Below are 25,080 nucleotides of genomic sequence, written 5' to 3'. Positions count from 1 at the left end.
AGACGGTGGCTATATCACTTTTGTTCGGCAGGCTTGACCAATCGCTTTTCCAGTTCGCGACAAGCGTCCTGGATCATGCTTTCAGTGATCGGTACTTCGCGTCCTTCCTCATCGATAATCGAGCAACCCAGAGACTGGTCTGGCTGTGTGCGGATCACTTGAATCTTGTCATCGCTGCTGTTTTGCAAGGACATGGCCTGTCTCCTCATCAGGTTGTGCGCTTACTGTAAAACCGCCAGGTGACCGGGCTGTGACAATTCCCTGCGATCTTTCAGGTCGGCATCTTCAGTCCATCAGAAATACCCTGATGTTTCCACCCGGACTTTAGACCAATAATCTCTAGCTACTAGTCTAGGCGGTCATAATTAACCCGACTCATTGTGATTTACAGCGTTCAATCCGATTGAGCAGTGTAGGCTTGATCGGGTCAAAGCAATGGGTTAAGCCTTCGGATGATCTTCATGCTCTCTGCCCGTCACCGCCGCGCCATTCGCCTGGCCAGCCGTTTCATCTCGCCTTACCGTTGGCCGGCCTTCGGCGCCTTGCTGGCGTTGATTGTCACTGCCGGCATCACCTTGTCCATGGGGCAGGGGATTCGCCTGTTGGTGGATCAGGGCTTCATGACCCAGTCGACGCATTTGCTCAATCAATCCATCGGCCTGTTCATGTTGCTGGTGATCGGTCTGGCGATCGGCACCTTTGTGCGCTTTTACCTGGTGTCGTGGATCGGCGAGCGCGTTGTCGCGGACATCCGTCGTCGGGTGTTCAACCACCTGGTCTATCTGCATCCGGGTTTTTATGAAGACAACCGCAGCTCCGAGATCCAGTCACGACTGACTGCCGACACCACGCTGCTGCAATCGGTGATCGGTTCTTCGCTGTCGCTGTTCCTGCGCAACGGGCTGATGGTAATCGGCGGGATTGTCTTGCTGTTTATCACCAACCCCAAACTCACCAGCATCGTGGTGATCGCATTGCCGCTGGTGGTCGCACCGATCCTGATTTTTGGCCGCCGGGTGCGCACCCTGTCGCGACAGAGCCAGGACCGGATTGCCGACATTGGCAGTTATGTTTCCGAAACCCTGAGTCAGATCAAAACCGTGCAGGCCTACAACCATCAGGTGCAGGACGAGCAGCGTTTTGCCGCGACCGTGGAAGAGGCTTTCAATACTGCCCGCAAACGCATTTTCCAGCGGGCCTGGTTGATTACCCTGGTGATCCTGCTGGTGTTGGGCGCGGTCGGGGTGATGCTCTGGGTCGGCGGCATGGACGTCATCGCCGGGCGGATTTCCGCGGGTGAGTTGGCAGCGTTCGTCTTTTACAGCCTGATCGTCGGTGGCGCCTTCGGCACACTGAGTGAAGTGATCGGCGAACTGCAGCGAGCAGCAGGAGCGGCGGAACGGATTGCCGAGCTGTTGCGTTCGGAAAACATCATCCAGCCACCGACCCATGGGCTGGTGACCTTGCCTGAACGGGTGAAGGGCGATCTGGTGCTGCAAGATGTGCGCTTTTCCTACCCGTCGCGTCCTGAGAGCTATGCCGTCGATGGTTTGAGTCTGACGATCAACGCCGGCGAAACCCTCGCCCTGGTCGGGCCGTCAGGTGCCGGCAAATCGACGGTGTATGACCTGCTGCTGCGCTTTTACGACCCCGCTGAAGGACGCATCCTGCTGGACGGTGTGCCGCTGACCCAACTCGACCCTCTGGACCTGCGTCGCTGCTTCGCCCTCGTCTCGCAAACCCCGGCGCTGTTCTTCGGCAGCATCGAAGAGAACATTCGCTACGGCCACCCGACGGCGACTTTGGCCCAGGTCCAGGAAGCCGCGAAAATTGCCTACGCCCACGACTTCATCGAGCAAATGCCCAACGGCTACCAGACCCACCTCGGCGACGCGGGTCTCGGTTTGTCCGGCGGTCAACGCCAGCGCTTGGCCATCGCCCGGGCACTGTTGGTGGACGCGCCGATCCTGCTGCTCGACGAAGCCACCAGCGCCCTCGACGCCCAGAGCGAGCATCTGATCCAGCAAGCCCTGCCCAGCCTGATGAAAAACCGCACCACACTGGTCATCGCCCATCGACTGGCGACAGTGAAAAACGCTGACCGAATCGCGGTGATGGACCAAGGGAAACTGGTGGCGGTGGGGACGCATCAGGAGTTGATTGCGAGCAATGCGTTGTATGCGCGATTGGCTGCGTTGCAGTTCAACGATGGCAAGGTTGAAACTTCAATCGTAGGAGCTGCCGAGTGAAACGAGGCTGCGATCTTTTGATCTTGCTTTGAGACCACAACAAAAAATGCCCGCATCGATTGATGTGGGCATTTTTTTTAAAGCAAGATCAAAGGATCGCAGCCTCGTTTCACTCGACAGCTCCTACCAGCTCCTACGTAGCTCCTACGCAGCTCTTACGTAATCGGCATTTTATTGATCGTCAAAGTAACGTTCATGCCAATCCACCAGCGGCTGCGGTGAATTGAGCTTCTGGCCGTAGATCACCGAATACGACAGCACGTTCTGCACGTACTGGCGGGTTTCGTCGAACGGGATGCTTTCCACCCACACATCGAAGCTCAGGTGGTCGGCGCCGCGCAGCCATTGACGCACGCGGCCGGGGCCGGCGTTGTAGGCAGCGGAGGCGAGCACGCGGTTGCCGTTGAACTGGCTATGGACCTGGCTCAGATAAGCGGCGCCGAGTTGGATATTCTTGTCCGGATCGAGCACTTGCTGCGGCGAGGCCAGGGGAATGCTGAACTTGCGCGCGGTTTCCTTGGCGGTGCCGGGCATCAGTTGCATCAGGCCGCTGGCGCCGACGCCGGAGCGGGCGTCGTCCATGAAGGCGCTTTCCTGACGAGTGATCGCGAACACCCAGCTCGAGTGCAGGCCACGGACCTTGGCTTCACGCACCAGGGTATCGCGGTGAGCCATCGGGAAGCGGATGTCCAGGTCGTCCCAGTACTGCGCCTTACTGATGGTGCGGATTGCCGGGAAATACCATTTCAGGTCATAGGCCAGTTTCGCCTGGGCGACCATTTCGTCACGACTGAAATGCTGGCTGACGTGGTACCACTCGCGTCGGCCATCGACGATCTGCCCGCGGGCATGGAACTCCAGCGCGCGGCGCACACCTGGGGTATTGCGCACCTTGTTGATCAGCGCCTGGCTGAGCACCAGCGGTTTGTTGATCAGCGAATAGGGAGACTGCGAGCGATCGGCTGCCAGGAAACCGTAGAAGTCGCGTTCGCGAGCCAAGCCCTTGTAAAGCGTTTGTGCTTGCGGATTCTGTGGCTGCGCCAGTTCCAGGGTGCGAGCCTGCCAGTAACGCCAGCGGTTGGTGGTGGCCAGGTCCTGAGGCAGGCGGCGAGTCAACTGATAGGCATCGTCCCAGCGGGCCAGACGCAACAGCAGGCGCAAGCGCCATTCGGAAACGGTGTTGTCCCGCAGTTCCGGGTCGTATTTGGTCATCACGTCCAGCGCGCGGCTGTCGAAACGTCGAGCGAGGGTCAGCCCGATTTCCCGGGCGATCGCGACTTTTTCATCACGGGAGAAGTGCATGGTGCTGGCGTAACCGTCGAGCAGGGCCATAGCCCTGTCCGGATCCTGACGGGCCAGGCGGCGCAGGCCAAGGCTGACGATATCGGACATCGGCTCATCGGCCGGGATAAAGCGCGACGGCTGATTCAGCAGTTCGGGTTTCTGCGCCACATCCACCAGCAGGCGACCGCGCGGGGCGAGGGTCGTCAGGCCATTGATCAGGCTGTTGGCCAGCGGGTAGTTGCTGGCCTGGGCGGCGAGCTTGGTGCGTTCCCAGCGTTTCTGTTCAGTCAGTTGACCATCGGCGGCCCACATGCCGAACGCTGCATCGCATGCCTCGGGCCGGGTTTTGCCGCTCAACCAGAGCTTGTCGGCGCTGGCGTAGCCTTCGGCCTTACGGTTATGGCTGATCAGATACTGCGCGTTCAGGCAGTCCAGTTCGGTGAAATTGAGCTTGGGGTCATAATATTTGACGAAGGTCGCCCAATCGCCGCGTTCGGCCAGCCAGCGCAGCCAGCGCAATTTCATCCAGTTGGCTTGCGGCAGGTCACCGTGTTCGGCGAGGAAGTTCTCGATTTCGGCATTGCTCGCGGTTTTCAGCCGCGCGGTCAGTTCGTCATAAGCCAGGTAGGGGGTCAGCGGATAATCGCTGAGCGCCTGGCTATAACGGAAATAAGGGCCGGAATCGCCCTTGGCCAAGGCACGCTTGGCTTCGTCGTAATACTGGCGTTGGGTAGACAGGTCTACCGCCTGGGCGGATTGAACGGCAGCGGCTGTAAGAAGCAAACACGAAAAAAGACTGAAAAGGCGACTGCGCATGAGACGTCCGGGCAGAGAAATCATGACAAGTGCCAGCAGGAGCGGCACTGAATTGTCTGTAGCTTAGCCTTTTGCCAGCAACGGGCGAAAGCTTTGCCGAGCTGTCGGCACAAGTTCGCAACAATTGTTGTGCAGAGTGCTTCGACATTGAAATTGCCGGCCTTCTGTAGCCTCAAGTCAGGTAGAATGCGCGCCCGGTTTTTGGAGAAGCTCATGACCCTGCTCAAATTCAGCGATGTGTCCCTTGCTTTCGGCGCTATGCCGTTGTTGGACAAGGTGTCCTGGCAGATCGCCCGTGGTGAGCGGGTGTGCATCATCGGCCGCAACGGCACTGGCAAGTCCAGCATGATGAAGCTCGTCAAGGGCGACCAGAAGCCTGACGATGGCTCCGTTTGGCGCGCGCCCGGCCTCAAGATTGGCGAATTGCCGCAAGAATTGCCGGTAGCCGACGAGCGGACTGTGTTCGACGTGGTTGCCGAAGGCCTCGACGGCGTTGGCGCGTTGCTTGCCGAATATCATCACCTGAGCCAGAACATCGTCACCGACGCCGATCTGGACAAGCTGATGCACGTCCAGCACGACCTCGAAGCCCGCGATGGCTGGCGCTTGCAGCAACTGGTCGACAGCACCTTGAGCCGTCTGCAGTTGCCTGCCGACAAGACCCTCGCCGAATTGTCCGGCGGCTGGCGTCGTCGCGTCCTGCTGGCTCAGGCGCTGGTTTCCGAACCGGACCTGCTGCTGCTCGACGAACCGACCAACCACCTGGATATCGGTGCCATTGCCTGGCTTGAAGAAGCGCTGAAGGATTTCCAGGGCGCCGTGCTGTTCATCACGCACGACCGTTCATTCCTGCAGAACCTTGCAACCCGTATCCTGGAACTGGATCGCGGTGGCTTGATCGACTGGAACGGCGATTACGCCAGCTTCCTCGTGCACAAAGAGGCCACGCTGGCCGCTGAAGAAACCGCCAACGCGCTGTTCGACAAAAAACTGGCCCAGGAAGAAGTCTGGATCCGCCAGGGCATCAAGGCGCGTCGCACCCGTAACGAAGGCCGTGTCCGTGCACTGAAAGCCCTGCGCGTCGAGCGTAGCGAGCGTCGTGAGCGTACCGGCAAGGCCAACATTCAGCTCGATACCGCCGACAAGTCCGGCAAGCAGGTGATGGTGCTCGAGAACGTGAGCTTCGCGCACCCGGGCGGCCCGTTCCTGATCAAGGATTTCTCGATGGTCCTGCAGCGCGGCGACCGCATCGGTCTGCTCGGCGCCAACGGTACCGGCAAGACCACGCTGTTGAAGCTGATGCTCAACGGTCTGCAACCGACCAGCGGCACAGTGGAAGAGGGGACGCGCATCGACGTGGCCTATTTCGACCAGTTGCGCCATCAGTTGGATCTGGAAAAGACCGTGATTGACAACGTCGCTGAAGGTCGCGACTTCATCGATATCGATGGCCAGAGCCGTCACGTGCTGAGCTACCTTGGCGACTTCCTGTTCAGCCCGCAGCGTGCCCGCACGCCGGTCAAGGCGCTGTCCGGTGGTGAGCGAGCGCGTCTGCTGCTGGCGAAACTGTTCAGCAAGCCGGCGAACCTGCTGGTGCTCGACGAACCGACCAACGACCTCGACGTGGAAACCCTCGAACTGCTGGAAGAGGTCTTGCTGACCTTCAACGGCACTGTGCTGATGGTCAGCCACGACCGGGCATTCCTCGACAACGTGGTCACCAGCACCCTGGTCTTCGAAGGTGAAGGCAAGGTTCGCGAGTACGTCGGTGGTTATCAGGACTGGCTGCGTCAGGGCGGCTCGCCGCGCCTGCTGGGCGTGACCGAGAGCAAGTCCGGCAAGGCCGACCTGAACTCGGCTGTCGTGACGGCCGAACCTGCGCCGGTTGCTGCAGTGGAAACGCCAGCGCCGGTGGCGAAAAAGAAACTCAGCTACAAGTTGCAGCGTGAGCTGGAAGCCTTGCCTGGCCAGATCGAAGCCATGGAGCAGCAGATCGCGGTGGTTGAAGCGCAGATGGCGGACGCCGGCTTCTACCAGCGTCCTCCTGCCGAGACGGCTGCAGTGATCGCTCAGCTTGAGCAGTTGCAGGCTGAACTCGACGTGATGGTCGAGCGCTGGGCCGAACTGGATGCCTGATTGATCCGGCTATAAAAAAGCCCGGCTTCACTCGTGTGAATGCCGGGCTTTTCGTAACGGTTTAATTGTTGCTTGTTGTCAGCTTTTTTGCAGGCGCACGGCAAGTACATCGCAAGGCGCGCCGTGCAGCACGTCATTGGCAGTGGAGCCGAGCAACAGTGCCAGGCCATGCCGGCCATGACTGCCCACCACGATCAGGTCGCACGTTTGCTCCTTGGCGAGATGGTGAATCTCCTGTCGCGGCTGGCCGTAGGTCAGGTGGCTGTATTCCTTGGAGAGCTCCGGGTATTTCAGGATCAACCGCTCAAGGCGCTCCTTGGCCTGATCGAACTGTTGCTGTTGCAACTGGGAAAGGTCCATCGGCACGTCGCCGCCAAAGGCCATGGCCATCGGCTCGACGATATGCACCAGGGACAGCTTTGCGCCATTGCTCACCGAAAGTTCGCGGGCGCGGTGGATTACAGGATCGCACTCTTCGGTTAGATCTACAGCGACCAGAATATGGTGGTAGGGCATGAGGTGCTCCTCCTGAGGATTGCAATATTGGTAAGTATGGCTGGTTTCAAGCGCATTGGTTTCAACGTGACCCAATGGGCTCATCAAGAATCGGGAGTACAGATATGACGGTCTGGATAGTGGTGTCAATCCTGCTGGTGGTGCTGAGCCCGCTGGCCTGGTTGCGACCGTCTCGTGTCCAGAGCGGTCGCATGGCCCTGCGCATGGAGGCGCGGCGCATCGGCCTTGCCATGCAATTGGCGCCCCAAGAGTGGCCGCACTGGCTGAGCCAGGAGCCGCCAAGCCCTTGCGCCCAGTACCACCGACCGCGCCGTGGCACTCAGCCGGCGTGCTGGAGCTATTGGCAGAAGACGCCGGGTGTGTGGGTCAATCAGTGGCAGGAAGTCTGCGAGGATGGAGTGCTGCTGAATCATTTCGAAAAATTGCCTGCCAACGTCTACAAGGTCGAGGCAGACAAGCAAATGATTGCCCTGTATTGGGGCGAGAAGGGCGAAGCCGAGGTTCTGCAACAGATCGACGCTACGCTCAAGGCACTCGCCTGAACCCCGATCTGCTGCGGAAGGCAATAAAAAGCCCGACATCATCATCGGGCTGGGGTTGGCCAGGCAGGCCGGTAATTCTTTGTGGCACAGATCTTACGCTTGGCATTCGTCAAAAGCGTTCAATTTTTTCTTCAGGGTCCCGCCAGCGTAGCCTGTTAAACACAGGTTGCCGCGAATTAGGGCGACTTTTCTAACTATTGATTCTATGAATGGCCTCACATGCATCCGCGTGTTGCAGGGCTTCGTGGTACGGAAGTGACCGGAAAGTCGCGTTTCAACCAGTATTTTGGGCGATTGACAATTGCCGGAAATTCCGTGAAGGTGACACACCCAAATCAAACGGGCGTATGAATTGAGCGTTTGTATTACAGACTGCTCCTACAGAATCCCGACTATCGCGTTGGCGGGTGTGCCGGGTGAGTTGGCGTTAGCATTGACGATAAACGTCCCTGCCGAGCCAGCCGCCTGCGTCCGACGTGTACTGTTCAGCTTCCATATCGTGGAGATCAGTTGATGATTTACGAAGGTAAAGCCATCACGGTTAAGGCTCTTGAAAGTGGCATCGTCGAACTGAAGTTCGACCTCAAGGGTGAGTCCGTCAACAAGTTCAACCGTCTTACCCTGAACGAACTGCGTCAGGCTGTAGACACCATCAAGGCAGATGCTTCGATCAAGGGTGTGATCGTCAGCAGTGGCAAGGACGTATTCATCGTCGGCGCCGACATCACCGAATTCGTCGACAACTTCAAGCTGCCGGATGCCGAGCTTGTTGCTGGCAACCTCGAAGCCAACAAGATTTTCAGCGATTTCGAAGACCTCAACGTCCCGACTGTTGCCGCGATCAATGGCATCGCACTGGGTGGCGGTCTGGAAATGTGCCTGGCAGCGGATTTCCGCGTCATGGCCAGCACCGCCAAAATCGGTCTGCCGGAAGTCAAGCTGGGCATCTACCCAGGCTTCGGCGGTACCGTGCGCCTGCCGCGCATCATCGGTGCCGACAACGCCATCGAGTGGATTGCCGCCGGTAAGGAAAACCGCGCTGAAGACGCACTGAAAGTCGGTGCCGTCGACGCGGTGGTCGACTCGCAGAAGTTGCACGAAGCGGCGCTGAACCTGATCAAGGGCGCCATCTCCGGCACGTTTGACTACAAAGCCAAGCGTCAGCCGAAGCTCGAAAAGCTCAAGCTCAACGCCATCGAACAAATGATGTCGTTCGAAACCGCCAAAGGTTTCGTGGCCGGCCAGGCGGGCCCGAACTACCCGGCGCCGGTCGAAGCGATCAAGACCATCCAGAAAGCCGCGAACTTCGGTCGCGACAAGGCCCTGGAAGTTGAAGCCGCCGGTTTCGTCAAACTGGCCAAGACCTCTGCCGCGCAGAGCTTGATCGGTCTGTTCCTGAACGATCAGGAGCTTAAGAAAAAGGCCAAGGCCTACGACGAAATCGCTAAGGAAGTGAAGCAGGCCGCCGTATTGGGCGCCGGCATCATGGGTGGCGGTATCGCTTATCAGTCGGCCTCCAAAGGCACGCCGATCCTGATGAAGGACATCAACGAGCATGGTATCGAGCAAGGTCTGGCTGAAGCCGCCAAGCTGCTGGTTGGTCGCGTTGATAAAGGTCGCATGACCCCGGCGAAGATGGCCGAAGTGCTCAACGGTATTCGTCCGACCCTGTCCTACGGCGATTTCGGTCACGTCGATCTGGTCGTCGAAGCCGTGGTCGAGAACCCGAAGGTCAAGCAAGCCGTTCTGGCCGAAGTCGAAGACAAGGTCAAAGAGGACACCATCCTCGCGTCCAACACCTCGACTATTTCCATCACCTTGCTGGCCAAAGCCCTCAAGCGTCCGGAAAACTTCGTCGGCATGCACTTCTTCAACCCGGTGCACATGATGCCGCTGGTTGAAGTGATCCGTGGCGAGAAGTCCAGCGAAGTGGCCGTTGCCACCACCGTTGCCTACGCCAAGAAAATGGGCAAGAACCCGATCGTCGTCAACGACTGCCCGGGCTTCCTGGTCAACCGCGTGCTGTTCCCGTACTTCGGCGGTTTCGCCAAGCTGGTCAGCGCCGGCGTGGACTTCGTCCGTATCGACAAGGTCATGGAAAAATTCGGCTGGCCAATGGGCCCGGCATACCTGATGGACGTGGTCGGCATCGACACCGGCCACCACGGTCGTGACGTCATGGCTGAAGGCTTCCCGGATCGCATGAAGGACGATCGCCGTTCGGCCGTCGACGTGCTCTATGAAGCCAAGCGCCTGGGCCAGAAAAATGGCAAGGGCTTCTACGCCTACGAGACCGACAAGCGCGGCAAGCAGAAGAAAGTCGCCGATCCGTCGGTGCTGGAAGTGCTCAAGCCGATCGTTTTCCAACAGCTTGAAGTCACTGACGAAGACATCATCAACTGGATGATGATCCCGCTGTGCCTGGAAACCGTGCGCTGCCTGGAAGACGGCATCGTCGAAACCGCCGCCGAAGCCGACATGGGTCTGGTCTACGGTATTGGTTTCCCTCCATTCCGTGGCGGTGCGCTGCGCTACATCGATTCGATCGGTGTTGCAGAGTTCGTTGCCCTGGCTGACCAGTACGCTGATTTGGGCGCGCTGTACCACCCGACCGCGAAGCTGCGTGCAATGGCCAAGAACGGTCAGAGCTTCTTCGGTTAAGCGCCCACACTAGAGCGAGAGTGAAAGTATATGAGCTTGAATCCTAGAGACGTCGTGATTGTCGACTTCGGTCGTACGCCGATGGGCCGCTCCAAGGGCGGCATGCACCGCAACACCCGCGCCGAAGACATGTCGGCACACCTGATCAGCAAATTGCTGGAACGCAACGTCAAGGTCGACCCGAGCGAAGTCGAAGACGTGATCTGGGGCTGCGTGAACCAGACCCTGGAGCAGGGCTGGAACATCGCCCGCATGGCGTCCCTGATGACTCAGATCCCGCACACCTCGGCCGGCCAGACCGTCAGCCGTCTGTGTGGCTCCTCGATGAGTGCGCTGCACACTGCCGCACAAGCAATCATGACCGGCAACGGTGACGTGTTCGTCGTTGGCGGCGTCGAGCATATGGGTCATGTGAGCATGATGCACGGTGTCGATCCGAACCCGCACATGTCCCTGTACGCGGCGAAAGCCTCGGGCATGATGGGCCTGACTGCAGAAATGCTCGGTAAAATGCACGGCATTACTCGCGAACAGCAGGACGCCTTTGGCGTGCGCTCCCACCAACTCGCCCACAAGGCGACCGTGGAAGGCAAGTTCAAGGACGAAATCATCCCGATGCAGGGCTACGACGAGAACGGTTTCCTGAAACTGTTCGACTACGACGAAACCATTCGTCCGGAAACCACCCTGGAAAGCCTGGCGGCTCTGAAACCAGCGTTTAATCCGAAGGGCGGCACCGTGACCGCTGGTACTTCGTCGCAGATCACCGATGGTGCTTCGTGCATGATCGTGATGTCGGCACAGCGTGCCCAGGACCTGGGCATCCAGCCGCTGGCGGTGATTCGCTCGATGGCAGTGGCAGGTGTGGACCCGGCGATCATGGGCTATGGTCCAGTACCGGCAACGCAGAAAGCATTGAAGCGCGCGGGCCTTGGCATCAACGATATCGACTTCTTCGAGCTCAACGAAGCTTTCGCTGCACAGGCCCTGCCAGTGCTGAAAGATTTGAAAGTGCTCGACAAGATGAACGAGAAGGTTAACCTGCACGGCGGCGCGATCGCCCTGGGTCACCCGTTCGGTTGCTCCGGTGCACGTATTTCGGGCACCTTGCTGAACGTGATGAAGCAGAATGGCGGCACCTTCGGGGTGGCCACCATGTGCATTGGTCTCGGCCAAGGTATCTCCACCGTCTTCGAACGCGTTTAAGCGTTTCGTCGATGGAAGCCGGGGCCAAGTGCCCCGGTTTTTGTTTTTCCGGATTTATTTTTGTTTTTATTTTGAAAAAATTTGAGTGAGGGCCAAAGCATGCCGATACAACCTGGGCTCTACCAACATTACAAAGGTCCGCAGTACCGCGTATTCAGTGTTGCGCGGCATTCGGAGACCGAAGAAGAAGTGGTCTTCTACCAAGCCCTGTATGGCGATTACGGCTTTTGGGTGCGCCCCTTGAGCATGTTCCTGGAGTCGGTCGAGGTTGACGGCGAACAGGTGCCACGCTTTGCTTTGGTGCAAGCCGAACCGAGCATTTTTCCGCAGCCATAAGGGGAGTGCGCGCAGAACCCTGCGCTTGACCTCACCTTGTAGCCACTATATATAGCGGTGCCGCGTCAGGCGCCAACCGCCTTTCACTTCTAGAATTCAGGAATTTTCTGATCCATGGGCAAATCGCTGGTCATTGTGGAATCCCCGGCTAAGGCCAAGACCATCAACAAGTATCTGGGTAACCAATACGTGGTGAAGTCGAGTATCGGCCATATCCGAGACCTGCCCACCAGCGGTTCGGCTAGCGCCAGCAAAGAGCCTGCCGCCAAGCGTGGCAAGGCCGCCGCAGGCGAAGGTCCGGTGCTCACGCCGAAAGAGAAAGCGCGCAAGCAGCTGGTCTCGCGCATGGGTGTCGATCCCGATCATGGCTGGAAAGCCAAGTACGAGATCCTCCCGGGCAAGGAAAAGGTTATCGAAGAGCTGCGCCGGCTCGCCAAAGATGCTGACACCATCTATCTCGCAACCGACTTGGATCGCGAGGGGGAAGCCATTGCCTGGCACCTGCGCGAAGCCATCGGTGGTGACGACAGCCGCTACAAGCGCGTGGTGTTCAACGAAATCACCAAAAAAGCGATCCAGGAAGCTTTCTCCCAACCGGGCGAGCTGGACATCGATCGCGTAAACGCCCAGCAGGCGCGTCGCTTCCTCGACCGCGTGGTGGGTTACATGGTTTCGCCGCTGCTGTGGGCCAAGGTCGCCCGTGGCCTGTCCGCCGGTCGCGTGCAATCGGTTGCCGTGAAGCTGGTGGTTGAGCGTGAGCGTGAAATCCGCGCGTTCAACCCGGAAGAGTACTGGGAAGTTCACGCTGACCTCGGCACCGCCAAGGGCGCGACTGTGCGCTTCGACGTGGCTCGCGAGAAAGGCGAAGCCTTCAAGCCGCTCAACGAAGCCCAGGCCATGGCCGCGCTGGAGAAGCTCAAGGCTTCCAGCTACAGCATCGTCAAGCGCGAAGACAAACCGACCAGCAGCAAGCCGTCGGCACCGTTCATCACCTCCACCCTGCAGCAGGCCGCGAGCAACCGCCTGGGCTTCGGTGTGAAGAAAACCATGATGATGGCCCAGCGTCTGTACGAAGCCGGCTACATCACTTATATGCGTACCGACTCCACCAACCTCTCGGCCGATGCCGTGACGATGGCGCGTACTTATATTGAAGGCGAATTCGGCAAGAAGTACCTGCCGGAAACCCCGAACGTCTACAGCAGCAAGGAAGGCGCACAAGAGGCTCACGAGGCGATTCGTCCGTCCGACGCCAATACCGAGCCAAGCAAGCTGTCGGGCATGGAGCGTGATGCCGAGCGGCTTTACGAGCTGATCTGGCGCCAGTTCCTCGCCTGCCAGATGCTGCCGGCCCAATACCTGTCGACCACGGTCACCGTCGGTGCCGGTGACTTCGAGTTGCGGGCCAAGGGCCGCATCCTGAAGTTCGACGGTTACACCCGCGTCATGCCGCAAATCACCAAGCCTGGCGATGACGACGTGCTGCCGGACATGGCTCAGGGCGATGCGATGAAGCTGATCAAGCTTGATCCGACCCAGCACTTCACCAAGCCGCCGGCGCGTTACTCGGAAGCGAGCCTGGTAAAGGAAATGGAAAAACGCGGCATCGGTCGTCCTTCGACCTACGCGGCGATCATTTCGACCATCCAGGACCGCGGCTACGTGGCGCTGCACAACCGTCGTTTCTATTCGGAAAAGATGGGCGACATCGTCACCGAGCGTCTGGCCGAGAGCTTCTCCAATCTCATGGACTACGGCTTCACCGCCGGCATGGAAGAGAATCTCGATGACGTGGCCCAGGGCGAGCGCGACTGGAAAAACGTGCTCGACGAGTTCTATGGCGACTTCAAGAAGAAGCTCGAAGTGGCCGAAAGCGCCGAAGGCGGTATGCGCGCCAACCAGCCGGTAATGACTGATATTCCTTGTGTGGTGTGCGGTCGTCCGATGCAGATTCGTACTGCATCGACCGGCGTGTTCCTCGGTTGCTCGGGTTACAGCCTGCCGCCGAAAGAGCGCTGCAAGGCCACCGTCAACCTAGTGCCGGGCGACGAAATCGCTGCGGACGACGAGGGCGAGTCGGAGTCGCTGGTTCTGCGCGGCAAGCACCGTTGCCCGATCTGCAGCACGGCGATGGACGCTTACCTGCTCGACGAGAAGCGCAAGCTGCACATCTGCGGTAATAACCCGGATTGCGCAGGCTACGAGATCGAAGAGGGCACTTACCGCATCAAGGGCTACGAAGGTCCGAGCCTGGAATGCGACAAGTGCGGCAGCGAGATGCAGCTCAAGACCGGCCGTTTCGGCAAATTCTTCGGTTGCACCAACGCAACCTGCAAGAACACCCGCAAGCTGCTGAAGAGCGGTGATGCGGCGCCGCCGAAGATGGATCCGGTGAAGATGCCTGAGCTCAAATGCGAAAAGGTCAACGACACCTACATCCTGCGTGACGGTGCTTCCGGCCTGTTCCTGGCGGCCAGCCAGTTCCCGAAAAACCGCGAGACCCGTGCGCCATTGGTCGTCGAGATCGTGCCGCACAAGGATGAGATCGATCCGAAGTACCACTTCCTCTGCGAAGCGCCGAAGAAAGATCCTGACGGTCTGCCAGCAGTGATCCGTTATAGCCGCAAGACCAAAGAGCAATACGTGCAGACAGAAGTCGACGGTAAGCCGACTGGTTGGAAAGCGTATTACGATGGCGGCAAGTGGACGGTTGAAGACAAGCGTCCAGCAGCCAAGGCTTAAAAGCCGCTGTACATAAAAGGCCGCATGACAACCCTCGGGTTTTCATGCGGCCTTTTTGTTTTGGGCTTGCGGTGAGCTTGGGTGATCCACGACACTGTCAGACCTGCGTGAAGCAATTATTTCGTTGTGGAGGCTGCCGTCATGGCCCACGAACTCTATACCCGTACCAACCAGAAGATTTATTTCGCCGGCCTTTCGCTGGAAGCGCTCGCCAAGGCTGAAGAGGGGCGGGCGATGAACTCCCTGGCACTGATTCAGGCCGGGCGCGAATCGGCGTTGTTTCACCTGTACGGAGCGCTGTTGGGGCTGTGCCATGAAATCGCCGGTTTCTATCGCTTGCCTCAGGCCAATGCGCCGCGGGCAGAGATGCTGCTGACCCGCGAAGTGCTCGAAACCATCGCTATTCCGGAAATGGCCGAGATGGTCGAGTTGGCGCAAAACCCTGAAACCTGGCTGGCCAAACTGCTGTCGGCTTATGCCGCACTGTTTCAGCCGCCTCGTGCGCCGCACAAACCCAAGGGTGATGTGACGCAACCGCTCATTCTGGCGGTCAATCTGGACGAAGAAGAGGCGCCTGAAGAGCTGAGCCGGGAAGAACTGGAGAGCTGGCGCCAGAGTCTGAAAAGCCTGGCGATCCGGTTTCGCGAAGGGCTGAACGAGTGCTGAAGGATTGAGTGCTTGGCGAATGGCCCGCTCAAAGAAGCATGATGTCAGAAATTTCTCTTCGTGATGGCATCTGGTCAAGATCCCGAGCGAAGCTTGGCCGATGCCTATATAATCCCTGCCTTTCGTGGAGAACAGTCCTTTATGCCAACGTCCTTTCTAGAAATTGTCGAGTTACCAGACGGCCGAATCGAGCTGCGTAGGGCCGAGGACGAGGGTTCCCTGGTTACTTTGGATTTCTCCGAGGATGCCAAGGCTTTCCTGCAAGGCCAGCACGTGGAAGTCGCCAAGGCGATGTTGAGCGTCGGTGTTCAGATGGCAGGACGCCTGGTTGAAGGCGAATTTGATAAGGAAGAGGGGCCACGGGTTCTTCATTGATCCCGCCCGTCGGATTTTGCGGATACCTCTACAGACCGGCTTCTCTATCCTTGGAGAAGCCCCGCGCTGTTCAGTGCAAACACTGTTTTGTCAGTTAACCCAGCCGAATATTCAGACTTTGCGCATCCCCGGTACGGGCGGCACTGATCAGCTGTTGCCGCGACGATGTGCTCAACGGGTTTAGCCAGCTGACGACCGTATGGCTGCGGCCAAGTCGCAAAGCTTCACAGGTCAGCTGTTGAGCGCTCTGCGTGCCGCGTGGTTGCAGCAGCAGAATGCGTTCACGGTTCAGGCCGGCGTCTCGCAGCCAGGCTTGGGTCAGGCTGGCGGGCGGGGCGATCAGAGTCAGCCAGCGAGCGTCCTGGTCCTGACTCAGTTCCCTGAGGATGGGTGCCAGAAGGTTCAGGCAGTTCCCGGCCGCGCCACGCAATGACAGCTCGCTGAAGACTTCGGGCTCGGCGCTCCAGGGCGACTCGACCACGTCTTTCAGGATCGGCGCCAGCGGCTGCGCCATGAACGCCTCGAACAACGGGAGTTGGGCTTGCTGTGAAGTGTGTGGGAACTGCATAAAGCCTCCTTTAGCGGCGAATCACGCCGACGCTCAAGCCTTCGATCACCAGTTCCTGATCTTTCAGGTTGACTTCGATAGGGGCGAATTCAGGGTTTTCGGCAATCAGCCAGACTTTGCTGCCGTCGCGCTTGAAGCGCTTGACGGTCACTTCATCGCCAATCCGCGCCACCACGATCTGACCGTTACGGGCTTCGCGGGTGGTATGGACGGCCAGCAGGTCTCCGTCGAAAATGCCGACGTCCTTCATGCTCATGCCATGGACCCGCAACAGATAGTCAGCGCGAGGGTGGAAGAACGAAGGGTTGATGTTGCAGGATTCTTCGATGTGCTGCTGGGCGAGGATCGGAGCGCCCGCTGCCACTCGGCCGATGATCGGCAGGGTAGATTCGTCGGCCTTGGCTTCGAAGCCGGGGATGCGAATGCCGCGGGAGGCGCCCGGGGTCATCTCGATCGCGCCCTTGCGGGCCAGTGCCTTGAGGTGTTCTTCCGCCGCGTTGGGCGACTTGAAGCCCAGTTCCTGAGCGATTTCCGCGCGGGTCGGCGGGTAGCCGTTGTCTTCGAGGCAGCGTTTGATGAAGGCCAGAATCTCTGCTTGGCGTGGCGTCAGCTTTAGCATATTGATCGCTCTGTCTTTTTATACAGTGACTGGGATTATATACAGTGAACCGGTCTTGGCAATGCCCCTTTTTTTGCCGGCCGCTGGACGGTCATTCAGCTCGCCGATTGAAGCGCCAGTGTTGTATGGTTAAATAGCTGACCGACCATTCCCAAAACGAACCCGCCAGACTTGACAAGGCCTGGGCTGAAACGTATGTTTCAAACAAGTGTTTGTCAGGCGGAGTAGCCATGGCCCAGTCGGAAACCGTTGAACGCATTCTCGATGCTGCCGAGCAATTGTTCGCGGAAAAAGGTTTCGCTGAAACCTCGTTGCGTCTGATCACCAGCAAGGCCGGTGTCAATCTGGCGGCGGTGAACTATCACTTCGGATCGAAGAAGGCGCTGATTCAAGCGGTCTTCTCGCGTTTTCTCGGGCCGTTCTGCCTCAGTCTCGATAAAGAGCTGGAGCGCCGTCAGGCCAAACCCGAGAACAAACCGACCCTCGAAGAATTGCTGGAGATCCTCGTCGAGCAAGCCCTGGTGGTGCAACCACGCAGCGGCAACGACCTGTCCATCTTCATGCGTTTGCTGGGGCTGGCTTTCAGTCAGAGCCAAGGGCACTTGCGTCGTTATCTGGAAGATATGTACGGCAAGGTTTTCCGCCGCTACATGCTGCTGGTCAACGAAGCCGCGCCACGCATTCCACCGATTGAACTGTTCTGGCGCGTGCACTTCATGCTCGGTGCCGCGGCGTTCAGCATGTCGGGGATCAAGGCCTTGCGCGCGATTGCCGAGACCGATTTCGGCGTCAACACTTCCATCGAGCAAGTGATGCGTCTGATGGTGCCATTCCTGGCTGCGGGCATGCGTGCCGAAACCGGCGTCACCGACACCGCCATGGCTACCGCACAGTTGCGTCCACGCAGCAAATCGACCCCGGTGGCCGCCAAGGTTTAACCGCACACGGGTGGGCGCGGCAGCTGACATCCGCTAAGCTAGCCGCCCATGCCGACTCTCGTTTTGAACCCCCTCATTGATATCGCCGACCTGCCGGGCTCAGCCCATGGCGGCGAATTCGTGCGAGCCGGGTTTATCGTAATCAAGGAACTTCTATGACTGCTGGCCTGCAAGGCTCGTTGATGGTGGACGTCGCCGGTACCTGGCTGACGTCTGAAGATCGCCAATTGTTGCGCCAGCCCGAAGTGGGCGGCCTGATCATTTTTGCCCGCAACATCGAACACCCGCGTCAGGTACGCGAGTTGAGCGCCGCGATCCGCGCCATTCGTCCTGATCTGCTGCTGGCGGTGGACCAGGAGGGCGGTCGGGTTCAACGGCTGCGTCAGGGCTTCGTGCGACTGCCCGCCATGCGCGCCATCGCCGACAATCCGAATGCCGAATACCTGGCCGAGCAGTGCGGCTGGATCATGGCGACCGAAGTGCTCGCGGTCGGTCTCGACCTGAGCTTCGCCCCGGTGCTGGACCTGGACTACCAACGCAGTGCCGTTGTCGGCACTCGTTCGTTCGAAGGTGATCCCGAGCGCGCAGCCTTGCTCGCCGGTGCATTCATCCGTGGCATGAACAGCGCCGGGATGGCTGCCACCGGCAAGCATTTCCCCGGTCATGGCTGGGCCGAGGCCGATTCCCACGTTGCGATTCCCAACGACGAACGCAGCCTTGACGAAATCCGCGCCAACGACCTGGTGCCATTCGCGCGATTGAGCAAGCAATTGGCCGCCGTCATGCCGGCCCACGTTATTTATCCACAAGTCGATTCCCAGCCTGCCGGTTTCTCCCGTCGCTGGTTGCAGGACATCCTGCGCGGCGAGCTGCAGTTCGATGGCGTGATCTTCAGTGACGACCTGTCGATGGCCGGTGCACACGTGGTGGGCGATGCCGCCAGTCGCATCGAAGCGGCGTTGACCGCCGGTTGCGACATGGGCTTGGTGTGCAACGACCGCGCGGCTGCCGAGTTGGCTTTGAGTGCCGCCCAGCGGTTGAAGGTCAAGCCTTCGGCGCGTATCGCGCGGATGCGTGGGCAGGCGTACGCCAGCACCGAATACCGTCAAGACCCGCGCTGGCTGACGGCCGTCGGCGCGCTCAAAGAAGCTCAATTGATTGATTAAGGACTTTTCGTTATGACGGTTTACGCGATTATCGGTGGCACCGGCCTGACTCAACTCGAAGGCCTGAGCATTCGCCAGTCATTGGCGGTGGACACCCCTTACGGTGCGCCTTCAGCCGAGGTGCAGATCGGTGAGTACGCCGGCAAGGAAGTGCTGTTTCTCGCACGTCACGGCCACCCACACCGCTTCCCGCCGCATCAGGTGAACTACCGCGCCAATCTGTGGGCCTTGAAGCAGGCCGGTGCCGAAGCGATTCTCGCGGTCAACGCCGTGGGCGGGATTCATGCCGCGATGGGCACCGGGCATTTCTGCGTGCCGCATCAATTGATCGATTACACCAGCGGTCGCGAACACACCTATTTCGCCGATGACCTGGAACACGTTACACACATCGACTTCAGCTATCCCTACAGCGAACCCCTGCGTCAGCAATTGATCGCGGCGTTGGCGGCTGAAGGCGTCGGCTACAGCAGCCATGGCGTGTACGCCTGCACTCAAGGGCCACGTCTGGAAACAGTTGCTGAAATCGCGAGGCTGGAACGTGACGGTTGCGATATCGTCGGCATGACCGGTATGCCAGAAGCCGCATTGGCGCGTGAACTGGAACTGGACTATGCCTGTCTGGCGCTGGTGGTGAACCCCGCGGCGGGCAAATCGACGGCGGTCATTACCATGGCCGAGATTGAACAGGCACTGCATGATGGCATGGGCAAAGTGAAGTCGACGTTGGCGCGGGTATTGAAAGGCTAAGCTCGACACTCTCGAGCGCCAGTCTCGACGGGCTGCTGGCTAGCAATCGGTTGTTGATCGATGCGGCGATGCCGGCCATCGACTATCTGGCCGATCGCCAAGGCAAGGAAGGGCTGATCATCCTCGCCAATTCCGACGCCACCATCCTCGCCGTCGAAGGTCGCGCCGACCGTCTCAAGGGCAGCGGCCTGCAAGACATCACCCTTGGCGCAGGGGCATGGTCTGGCCGTCGGGCGGCCTCGACCCAGTCACCGCCAATGAGCATGCGCGGTGCGCGCTGGATGAACGCCGAGGTGGCGGGAAGCAGATAAGGGAGGGGCATGGCAAGACCTCTTGTTGTGCGTGAAAACGGGGGCTTGCTCACTGTTTGGCAATGGCTGTGCCAAGTGTCGGGAAGGGGCTGATAGCTCAGTGACAGCGGGGTTTTGAGTGATGCGAGGGGGCGGGCGACTCGCTTGGAGGTGTCGCAAATCGCGACAGCCCGATGAGACGACGAGCAACCTGTCACAGCCTTGAGACACCCGCTAATGAGGATTAGAATTTTCAGGCTAAAGGGTGAAATGACGGAGCATTTGCCCGGCATCCATCTGGCGTGAGGGAGGTAGCGATGTTCCTATCACCCCTGGAAATCCAAAACATCATCGAGCAAAGTTTTCTGCCCGCCGTGTGCACCTGTAGCATGGAGGCAGACCAGTTCCTGACGATTCGGGTCTGCGATTGCATGACCGGCAAAGTGGATCTGGTGGCCACTCACGTACCGGTATGGACACTGGACAGTCCCCATGCAATTGCATCGCTGGTGGCTGATATGCGGTTGGAAATCGAGGCTCACAAAGGCGTTCACCCGACGTTCTACAGCTGAACCGATGTCACGCCGCACCTGTCGATGGTGCGGCGTGCGTCTGTCATGTCAGGACGGGATTTTTCGGGAAATCTCATCGAACGTGTCGTTGTCTACAGCCGCCAGCAACCTTCTTCCATCCTTGAGTGTGGCCAGAAAGGTTACCTCGGTTTCCTTGCCAGCCAACATGAAGCCGGCAATTGCGCCGATAGGCCCCAGCAACATGGCCCCCGCCACGCCGAAGCCGATGACATCCTTGATGTTGTTGATCGAATCCTCGTTGGCCACTTCTACACTCTTGAACAATGAGAGCGGGAGGGTGATGCCGGGCCACGGGTGAAGCGACGTCCTGAGCGTGAAAACGCCGTCTGTGTACTCTCCATCACCCTGCAGAAAGTCCCCCGCCAGGACCGTTATGCTTGCCATGTTCTTACCCTCTGACTGGCAATCGGTGAACCCACATTTCGCGCCTGCACTGCAGCATCGTCAATCGCCGGGCGATGAAGTGTTCCGGCCGGGGGCCTCTATGCTTGTCTCACACTGCAACAGGTATCGCGATATTAGACGCGGGCGATCTCGTTCAGACGCGCCCATAAGCCAGTTATTTCAAGTAACTGATTGATTTTTATAGTGATCGTTAAGCTGGCACGCGGCGGCATCAAGAACGCCGCCGCATCACGCCTCAGGCACCGGGCAACTCAAATCCCCTTCCTTACACTTCAAGTAAGTCTTGAAGGCTTCGACCCGCGCCTTGGTCAGCGCCGTGGTGCAGTTGCTATAGATCAGCGGGTAAACACTGCCTCCCTCCACTCCGGACGCCGAGAACTTGCACTCGGCATCGCGAAACGCAATCCATGAGCGCTGGGCACCGACCAACAGCTTCTTGGCGTCAGGGCTGTCCTTCAATCGCGTGGTGATCTGCTGGTAAAGCGCATTCAGCTCCTTGTCGGCGGCCTTGTTCTGCTGCGCTGCGCACTGATTCATCGTCGTCTGGTCGGTGGCGTTGTCGCAGTCGACGGCATGCGCAAGAGGGGTGAACAGCAGCGGCGTCAGTGCCAGGAGCAAGCGTGGGTGCATGGGAATTCTCGCTGTGACAATTGAAAAGAGGAGGTTGCAGTGTAGCGAAGACGCAGGCTTCAGCTTGTAGAAAGGGCGCCTGAAGCCGCGAGTAACTGGTCCGCACAAACCTGGATGTCAGCGCGCCTGTGCAACTTCGCCAGCCAGCCTTCAGGGATGGCCTGCGCACCATAGTGAGCCCCGGCCAACTGACCGACGATGGCGGCAGTGGTATCGGCGTCGTCACCCAGGTTCGCGGCTTCGAGGATGGCGGCTGCAAAACTGTCAGTGTGGTGAAAGCACCACAAGGCCGCTTCCAGTGATGCAACGCAGTAGCCGCTGCCCCGGATATCGTCTTTGGACTTGTCGAGGTAGTCGCCTCGGGCGATGGCCATGACTTTTGGTTCCAGGAATATTGTCTCTGGCAGGCGCTGCAAATCCGGCTTGGTGGCGCCTAGCAATGCCTTGCGGAGCAGTTCGGCAAGCAACTGACAGCATTCAAGTGCCTCCGGCGCGGCATGGGTAGTACGCGAACTGTCTACGGAAAACGTCCTGATCCGGTCGCGGTCGGGAAAGTAGTACAAGACTACCGGCGCCAGCCGCATCAGCGAACCGTTGCCCGCCGTGTCGGGATCGGAGGAGCCTGCGAATGGCTGACCGGTTTTCTGATAACGAACCAGCGCGTCACGTACGGTCATGCCAATGTCGAAGCATTCGCCGGTCGAACTCTGGTAACCCCATTGCCACCAGTTGAGGTAACGGCCCATCTGGTCAGCCGCATCAAAACCTTTTTTGTTCAGCAGACTTTCAGCCAGGCAAAGTGCCATGGATGTGTCATCGGTCCATTGCCCCGGCTTCAGATTGAACGGGCCGCCGCCAACCATATCGGTCAGGGGCTCGAACGAGCCGCGTGGCTGGAATTCGACACTGGTGCCGATAGCATCTGCGCAAGCAAGCCCAAACAGGGTTGCGCGATAACGCTCCGTGAGTGAAGGCTGCATGAATCTTCCTTGTAAGGTTGCACGTCGTTGCAAACGTTAGCAGTTTCAATCCGTTGACTGTGCCTTTCAAACCAGAACTTATGGCCAAAATCGAGGCCGAATATTTCAGGTACGGTTGATTGCATCAGCCGTTTGATACAACTTTTAGGTTGGTCTTCTGGTCTTTACGGGCCTACTGTTCAATACAGGAGGTGACTTATGAACCCAGCATCAGATCGCATCGAAAGGAAGATCCTGCTCAAGGCGCCGCGCTCGCGGGTCTGGCGCATGCTGGCCAATGCCGAAATGTTCGGACAATGGTTCGGCGTGGCACTCGAAGGCAAGCGCTTTGTCGCCGGCGAGTGGACCCAGGGGCAGATTACGTATCCTGGTTATGAGCACTTGTTGTGGAATGTACTGGTGGAGCGGGTCGAGCCGGAGCGGGTGTTTTCGTTTCGCTGGCACCCGTATGCGGTGGAGCCGGAAGTCGATTACTCTCAGGAGCCCACCACGCTGGTGAAATTCGAACTCCAGGACATGGACGAAGGCACGCTGTTGACGGTCGTCGAGTCCGGTTTCGATCACGTTCCCCAGTCGCGCAGGCTCAAGGCTTTCCGCATGGACAGCCGTGGCTGGGATGAGCAGATGAACAACATCGAACAGTTTCTGGCAGAAAACACCAAGGCCCACGAGCGTCAGGGAAGTTGATGGCTGCAAGCCGCGAAATTCGCGGCTTCGGCCCGTGATGGTTGATACGTCTAAGGGTTTTCGGAAGGGCGGCTATAGCGAATGTCTTACACGTGGTAGTAGCTATATCGTCTATTGCTGATTGGATCCGAAGCGTAATCTAGCCCCATCAACTGAAGCACAGGAAGTGCTCAGGGTCACGGATGATCGACCATAAGCAAGGATTGCTGCCGACAGGGAGTCGATATGGTCTTGGGAAAACCCGCTTCGGCGGGTTTTTTTTCGTCTGCAGGAAACTGCGACCGATCTCCCGTACCTGTACCCGTGCTAGTAGCAGCTGCCGAACGCAGCCTTCGGCAGCTGCTACAGGGGCTGCTTTCAGGCGCTGAATGGTCAATGGCTTACACGCAGCCGCTGTTATGTCGTCTTTTGAAGCTTCATCGATGTGTTTAATCTGGATCCATCAACTGAACACAGGACGTGTTCAGGATCACGGATGATCGACCATACGCCAGGATGGCTACCGACAGGATGTCGTAATGGTCTTGAGAAACCCGCTTAGGCGGGTTTTTTTATGGGTGTCAGAAAAGTCCGTCAGATGTCCACGACTGCACGCAGAGTCTCCAAGGCGCGCTTCAACACGTCGAGGCTGATCGATCCCATGGCCACCCGCAGTGCAGGAGGCACATGAGTGGTCGTGGCAAAGGGATCGGCGCTGGTCACCTGCACGCCTTTACGTTCCAGCTCGGCAACCACCGTTTCGGCCCGCAAGCCTTCGGGCAATCTGAGCCAGAGGTAGTAGGACGCGGGATGCGCCACCAGTTCGCAATTTTTCAGGATTTGCCGAGCCAGGTTCTGTCGCTGCCGGGCGTCCAGGCGCTTTTGCTCTTCGAGGTTGTCGACTTCGCCGCTATCGATCCAGCGGCAGGCCAGCGCGACGGTCAGCGACGGGGTGCTCCATGTCGACACGCGAATGGCTTGTTCCAGCGCCGGCATCATCGCTTTCGGTGCAACGATGAAACCGATGCGCAGGCCTGAGGCAACGCTTTTCGACAGGCCGCTGATGTACAGCGTGCGCTGCGGGGCCAGGGTAAACAGCGGTTTGGGTGCCGGTTCTGCGAGGAAGGCATAGGCGCCGTCTTCGATGATCAGAAAGTCGTAGCGTTCGGCCAATTGCACCAGGCGCTCACGGTCGGCGATGGACATCACCGTCCCCAGCGGATTGTGCATCGTCGGCATGCTGTAGAGCGCCCGCACGGGGCGCCGCTTGCACAGTGCTTCCAGGGCGTCGAGGTCGGTGTGTCCGGCGATTTGCGGCAGGGCTTCGAGGTCCAGCCGATGGGCCTGGGCCAGGGTTTTCAGGCCGGGGTAGGTGAGGGCGTCGAGGGCCAGAATATCTCCCGGCTTGAGCAGTGCCATCAGCGTCACGGCAAGACCTTGCTGGGCGCCGTTGACGATCAGAACCTGATCGCCCCCCACTCGAATGTCCCGATTGCGTAAATGCCGGGCCGCCGTCTGCCGTTCATGCGGCCGCCCGCCCTGAGGCGCGGAATGCAATAGCGCATCGATATCCCCGGAGGCGGCAATCGCTCGCAAACCCTCGCGCAATAACTCGTCCTGGCCGGGTACCGACGGGTAATTGAAGGTCAGGTCCACCATGCCGACGCCCAGTGGTTGCTGTTCCAGACCCAGTCCGCGTGGCAAGGACGTGTCGCGCACAAAGGTGCCACGACCGATTTCGCCAACCACCAGGCCGATCGCTTCCAGCTCGTGATAGACCCGCAATGCCGTGGCCAGGGCGATCCGTTCGCGCTGCATCAATGCGCGAATGGTCGGCAATTGCGTGGCGGGTGGCAGTTCACCGCTGCGAATCTTCCCGGCGAACTGATCCACCAGGCGTTTGTAGCGAATACGGGTCATGGGTGAGGGCTCTTTGTATCTGGATC

At 59.0% G+C, this 25,080-nt stretch carries 23 protein-coding genes and 1 pseudogene; 15 read left to right on the top strand and 9 right to left on the bottom strand.

From position 1 onward, the window contains the following. Window positions 1-14: 14 nt before the first annotated feature. Window positions 15-194 (bottom strand): PA1571 family protein, encoded by a 180-nt coding sequence (locus LOY36_RS18955; RefSeq protein ID WP_019648301.1) that lies wholly within the window; start codon window positions 192-194, stop codon window positions 15-17. A 258-nt stretch (window positions 195-452) separates the two neighbouring features. Here LOY36_RS18955 and LOY36_RS18950 point away from each other — a divergent pair, with 258 nt between their 5' ends. Next, complete coding sequence (locus LOY36_RS18950) at window positions 453-2,249, top strand: ABC transporter transmembrane domain-containing protein (RefSeq protein ID WP_258670134.1); 1,797 nt, start codon at window positions 453-455, stop codon at window positions 2,247-2,249. A gap of 171 nt (window positions 2,250-2,420) precedes the next feature. Here LOY36_RS18950 and LOY36_RS18945 read toward each other — a convergent pair whose 3' ends face one another. Then, on the bottom strand, window positions 2,421-4,349 hold the full coding sequence (locus LOY36_RS18945) for a transglycosylase SLT domain-containing protein (RefSeq protein ID WP_258670131.1): 1,929 nt from the start codon (window positions 4,347-4,349) through the stop codon (window positions 2,421-2,423). A 213-nt stretch (window positions 4,350-4,562) separates the two neighbouring features. Here LOY36_RS18945 and LOY36_RS18940 point away from each other — a divergent pair, with 213 nt between their 5' ends. Next, the gene (locus LOY36_RS18940) at window positions 4,563-6,485 is read left to right on the top strand and encodes an ATP-binding cassette domain-containing protein (protein ID WP_018925314.1); all 1,923 of its coding nucleotides are present in this window, start codon (window positions 4,563-4,565) and stop codon (window positions 6,483-6,485) included. Between the two features lie 78 nt (window positions 6,486-6,563). On the opposite strand, the gene LOY36_RS18935 is transcribed toward LOY36_RS18940, so the two are convergent. Beyond that, window positions 6,564-7,001, bottom strand: a complete 438-nt coding sequence (locus LOY36_RS18935) for a universal stress protein (protein ID WP_007933196.1) — start codon at window positions 6,999-7,001, stop codon at window positions 6,564-6,566. Window positions 7,002-7,105: 104 nt separating this feature from the next. Between LOY36_RS18935 and LOY36_RS18930 the strand changes: the two genes are divergently transcribed. From LOY36_RS18930 to LOY36_RS18900, 7 genes are all read left to right on the top strand, one after another. Further along, complete coding sequence (locus tag LOY36_RS18930) at window positions 7,106-7,543, top strand: hypothetical protein (RefSeq protein ID WP_258670129.1); 438 nt, start codon at window positions 7,106-7,108, stop codon at window positions 7,541-7,543. 513 nt (window positions 7,544-8,056) lie between these two features. Then, on the top strand, window positions 8,057-10,204 hold the full coding sequence (gene fadB, locus LOY36_RS18925; RefSeq protein WP_258670126.1) for a fatty acid oxidation complex subunit alpha FadB: 2,148 nt from the start codon (window positions 8,057-8,059) through the stop codon (window positions 10,202-10,204). 30 nt (window positions 10,205-10,234) lie between these two features. Continuing rightward, a complete protein-coding gene (gene fadA / locus LOY36_RS18920) occupies window positions 10,235-11,410 on the top strand; it encodes an acetyl-CoA C-acyltransferase FadA (protein WP_007933190.1) in 1,176 nt (391 codons plus the stop codon). Between the two features lie 99 nt (window positions 11,411-11,509). After that, window positions 11,510-11,746 carry a DUF1653 domain-containing protein gene (locus LOY36_RS18915; RefSeq protein ID WP_007933188.1) on the top strand — a complete coding sequence of 79 codons (237 nt, stop codon included), beginning with the start codon at window positions 11,510-11,512 and terminating at the stop codon, window positions 11,744-11,746. 114 nt (window positions 11,747-11,860) lie between these two features. Continuing rightward, a complete protein-coding gene (topA, locus tag LOY36_RS18910) occupies window positions 11,861-14,488 on the top strand; it encodes a type I DNA topoisomerase (protein ID WP_019648305.1) in 2,628 nt (875 codons plus the stop codon). A 141-nt stretch (window positions 14,489-14,629) separates the two neighbouring features. Next, complete coding sequence (locus LOY36_RS18905; protein WP_258670124.1) at window positions 14,630-15,154, top strand: DUF6586 family protein; 525 nt, start codon at window positions 14,630-14,632, stop codon at window positions 15,152-15,154. Window positions 15,155-15,295: 141 nt separating this feature from the next. Further along, entirely contained in the window at window positions 15,296-15,529 is a 234-nt protein-coding gene (locus tag LOY36_RS18900) for a hypothetical protein (RefSeq protein ID WP_007933173.1), read from the top strand. Between the two features lie 94 nt (window positions 15,530-15,623). Here the strand turns inward: LOY36_RS18900 and sulA are convergent, their stop codons facing one another. Together sulA and lexA are read right to left on the bottom strand one after the other, a co-directional pair. Beyond that, a complete protein-coding gene (sulA, locus tag LOY36_RS18895) occupies window positions 15,624-16,097 on the bottom strand; it encodes an SOS-induced cell division inhibitor SulA (protein ID WP_007933172.1) in 474 nt (157 codons plus the stop codon). Between the two features lie 10 nt (window positions 16,098-16,107). Then, window positions 16,108-16,716 (bottom strand): transcriptional repressor LexA, encoded by a 609-nt coding sequence (gene lexA, locus LOY36_RS18890; RefSeq protein ID WP_007933171.1) that lies wholly within the window; start codon window positions 16,714-16,716, stop codon window positions 16,108-16,110. 230 nt (window positions 16,717-16,946) lie between these two features. Between lexA and LOY36_RS18885 the strand changes: the two genes are divergently transcribed. The 5 genes and pseudogenes from LOY36_RS18885 to LOY36_RS18865 all read left to right on the top strand — a co-directional run bounded on the left by LOY36_RS18885 (window position 16,947) and on the right by LOY36_RS18865 (window position 20,432). Beyond that, complete coding sequence (locus tag LOY36_RS18885) at window positions 16,947-17,654, top strand: TetR/AcrR family transcriptional regulator (RefSeq protein WP_019648307.1); 708 nt, start codon at window positions 16,947-16,949, stop codon at window positions 17,652-17,654. A 155-nt stretch (window positions 17,655-17,809) separates the two neighbouring features. Continuing rightward, on the top strand, window positions 17,810-18,820 hold the full coding sequence (nagZ, locus tag LOY36_RS18880; protein ID WP_258670118.1) for a beta-N-acetylhexosaminidase: 1,011 nt from the start codon (window positions 17,810-17,812) through the stop codon (window positions 18,818-18,820). Between the two features lie 12 nt (window positions 18,821-18,832). Continuing rightward, window positions 18,833-19,570, top strand: a complete 738-nt coding sequence (locus LOY36_RS18875; RefSeq protein WP_007991412.1) for an S-methyl-5'-thioinosine phosphorylase — start codon at window positions 18,833-18,835, stop codon at window positions 19,568-19,570. Between the two features lie 11 nt (window positions 19,571-19,581). Next, window positions 19,582-19,794: pseudogene (locus LOY36_RS18870) on the top strand (sigma-54-dependent Fis family transcriptional regulator); the annotation flags it as partial. A gap of 383 nt (window positions 19,795-20,177) precedes the next feature. Next, a complete protein-coding gene (locus tag LOY36_RS18865; protein ID WP_018925324.1) occupies window positions 20,178-20,432 on the top strand; it encodes a DUF1652 domain-containing protein in 255 nt (84 codons plus the stop codon). Window positions 20,433-20,480: 48 nt separating this feature from the next. On the opposite strand, the gene LOY36_RS18860 is transcribed toward LOY36_RS18865, so the two are convergent. The 3 genes from LOY36_RS18860 to LOY36_RS18850 form a co-directional block, all read right to left on the bottom strand. Beyond that, a complete protein-coding gene (locus tag LOY36_RS18860; RefSeq protein WP_018925325.1) occupies window positions 20,481-20,837 on the bottom strand; it encodes a hypothetical protein in 357 nt (118 codons plus the stop codon). Window positions 20,838-21,086: 249 nt separating this feature from the next. After that, window positions 21,087-21,488, bottom strand: coding sequence for a lysozyme inhibitor LprI family protein (locus LOY36_RS18855; RefSeq protein ID WP_018925326.1), 402 nt, complete (start codon window positions 21,486-21,488; stop codon window positions 21,087-21,089). A gap of 59 nt (window positions 21,489-21,547) precedes the next feature. Next, window positions 21,548-22,468, bottom strand: coding sequence for an ADP-ribosylglycohydrolase family protein (locus LOY36_RS18850; RefSeq protein WP_086945118.1), 921 nt, complete (start codon window positions 22,466-22,468; stop codon window positions 21,548-21,550). 198 nt (window positions 22,469-22,666) lie between these two features. On the opposite strand from LOY36_RS18850, the gene LOY36_RS18845 reads away from it, so the two are divergent. After that, entirely contained in the window at window positions 22,667-23,155 is a 489-nt protein-coding gene (locus LOY36_RS18845; protein ID WP_018925328.1) for an SRPBCC family protein, read from the top strand. Between the two features lie 573 nt (window positions 23,156-23,728). On the opposite strand, the gene LOY36_RS18840 is transcribed toward LOY36_RS18845, so the two are convergent. Continuing rightward, entirely contained in the window at window positions 23,729-25,054 is a 1,326-nt protein-coding gene (locus tag LOY36_RS18840) for a PLP-dependent aminotransferase family protein (protein WP_258670111.1), read from the bottom strand. Between the last annotated feature and the right edge of the window lie 26 nt (window positions 25,055-25,080).

Origin of the sequence: Pseudomonas sp. B21-019 (assembly GCF_024749225.1) — a bacterium.
Classification (GTDB): Bacteria; Pseudomonadota; Gammaproteobacteria; order Pseudomonadales; family Pseudomonadaceae; genus Aquipseudomonas.
This window is presented reverse-complemented; position numbering and strand designations above follow the sequence as displayed.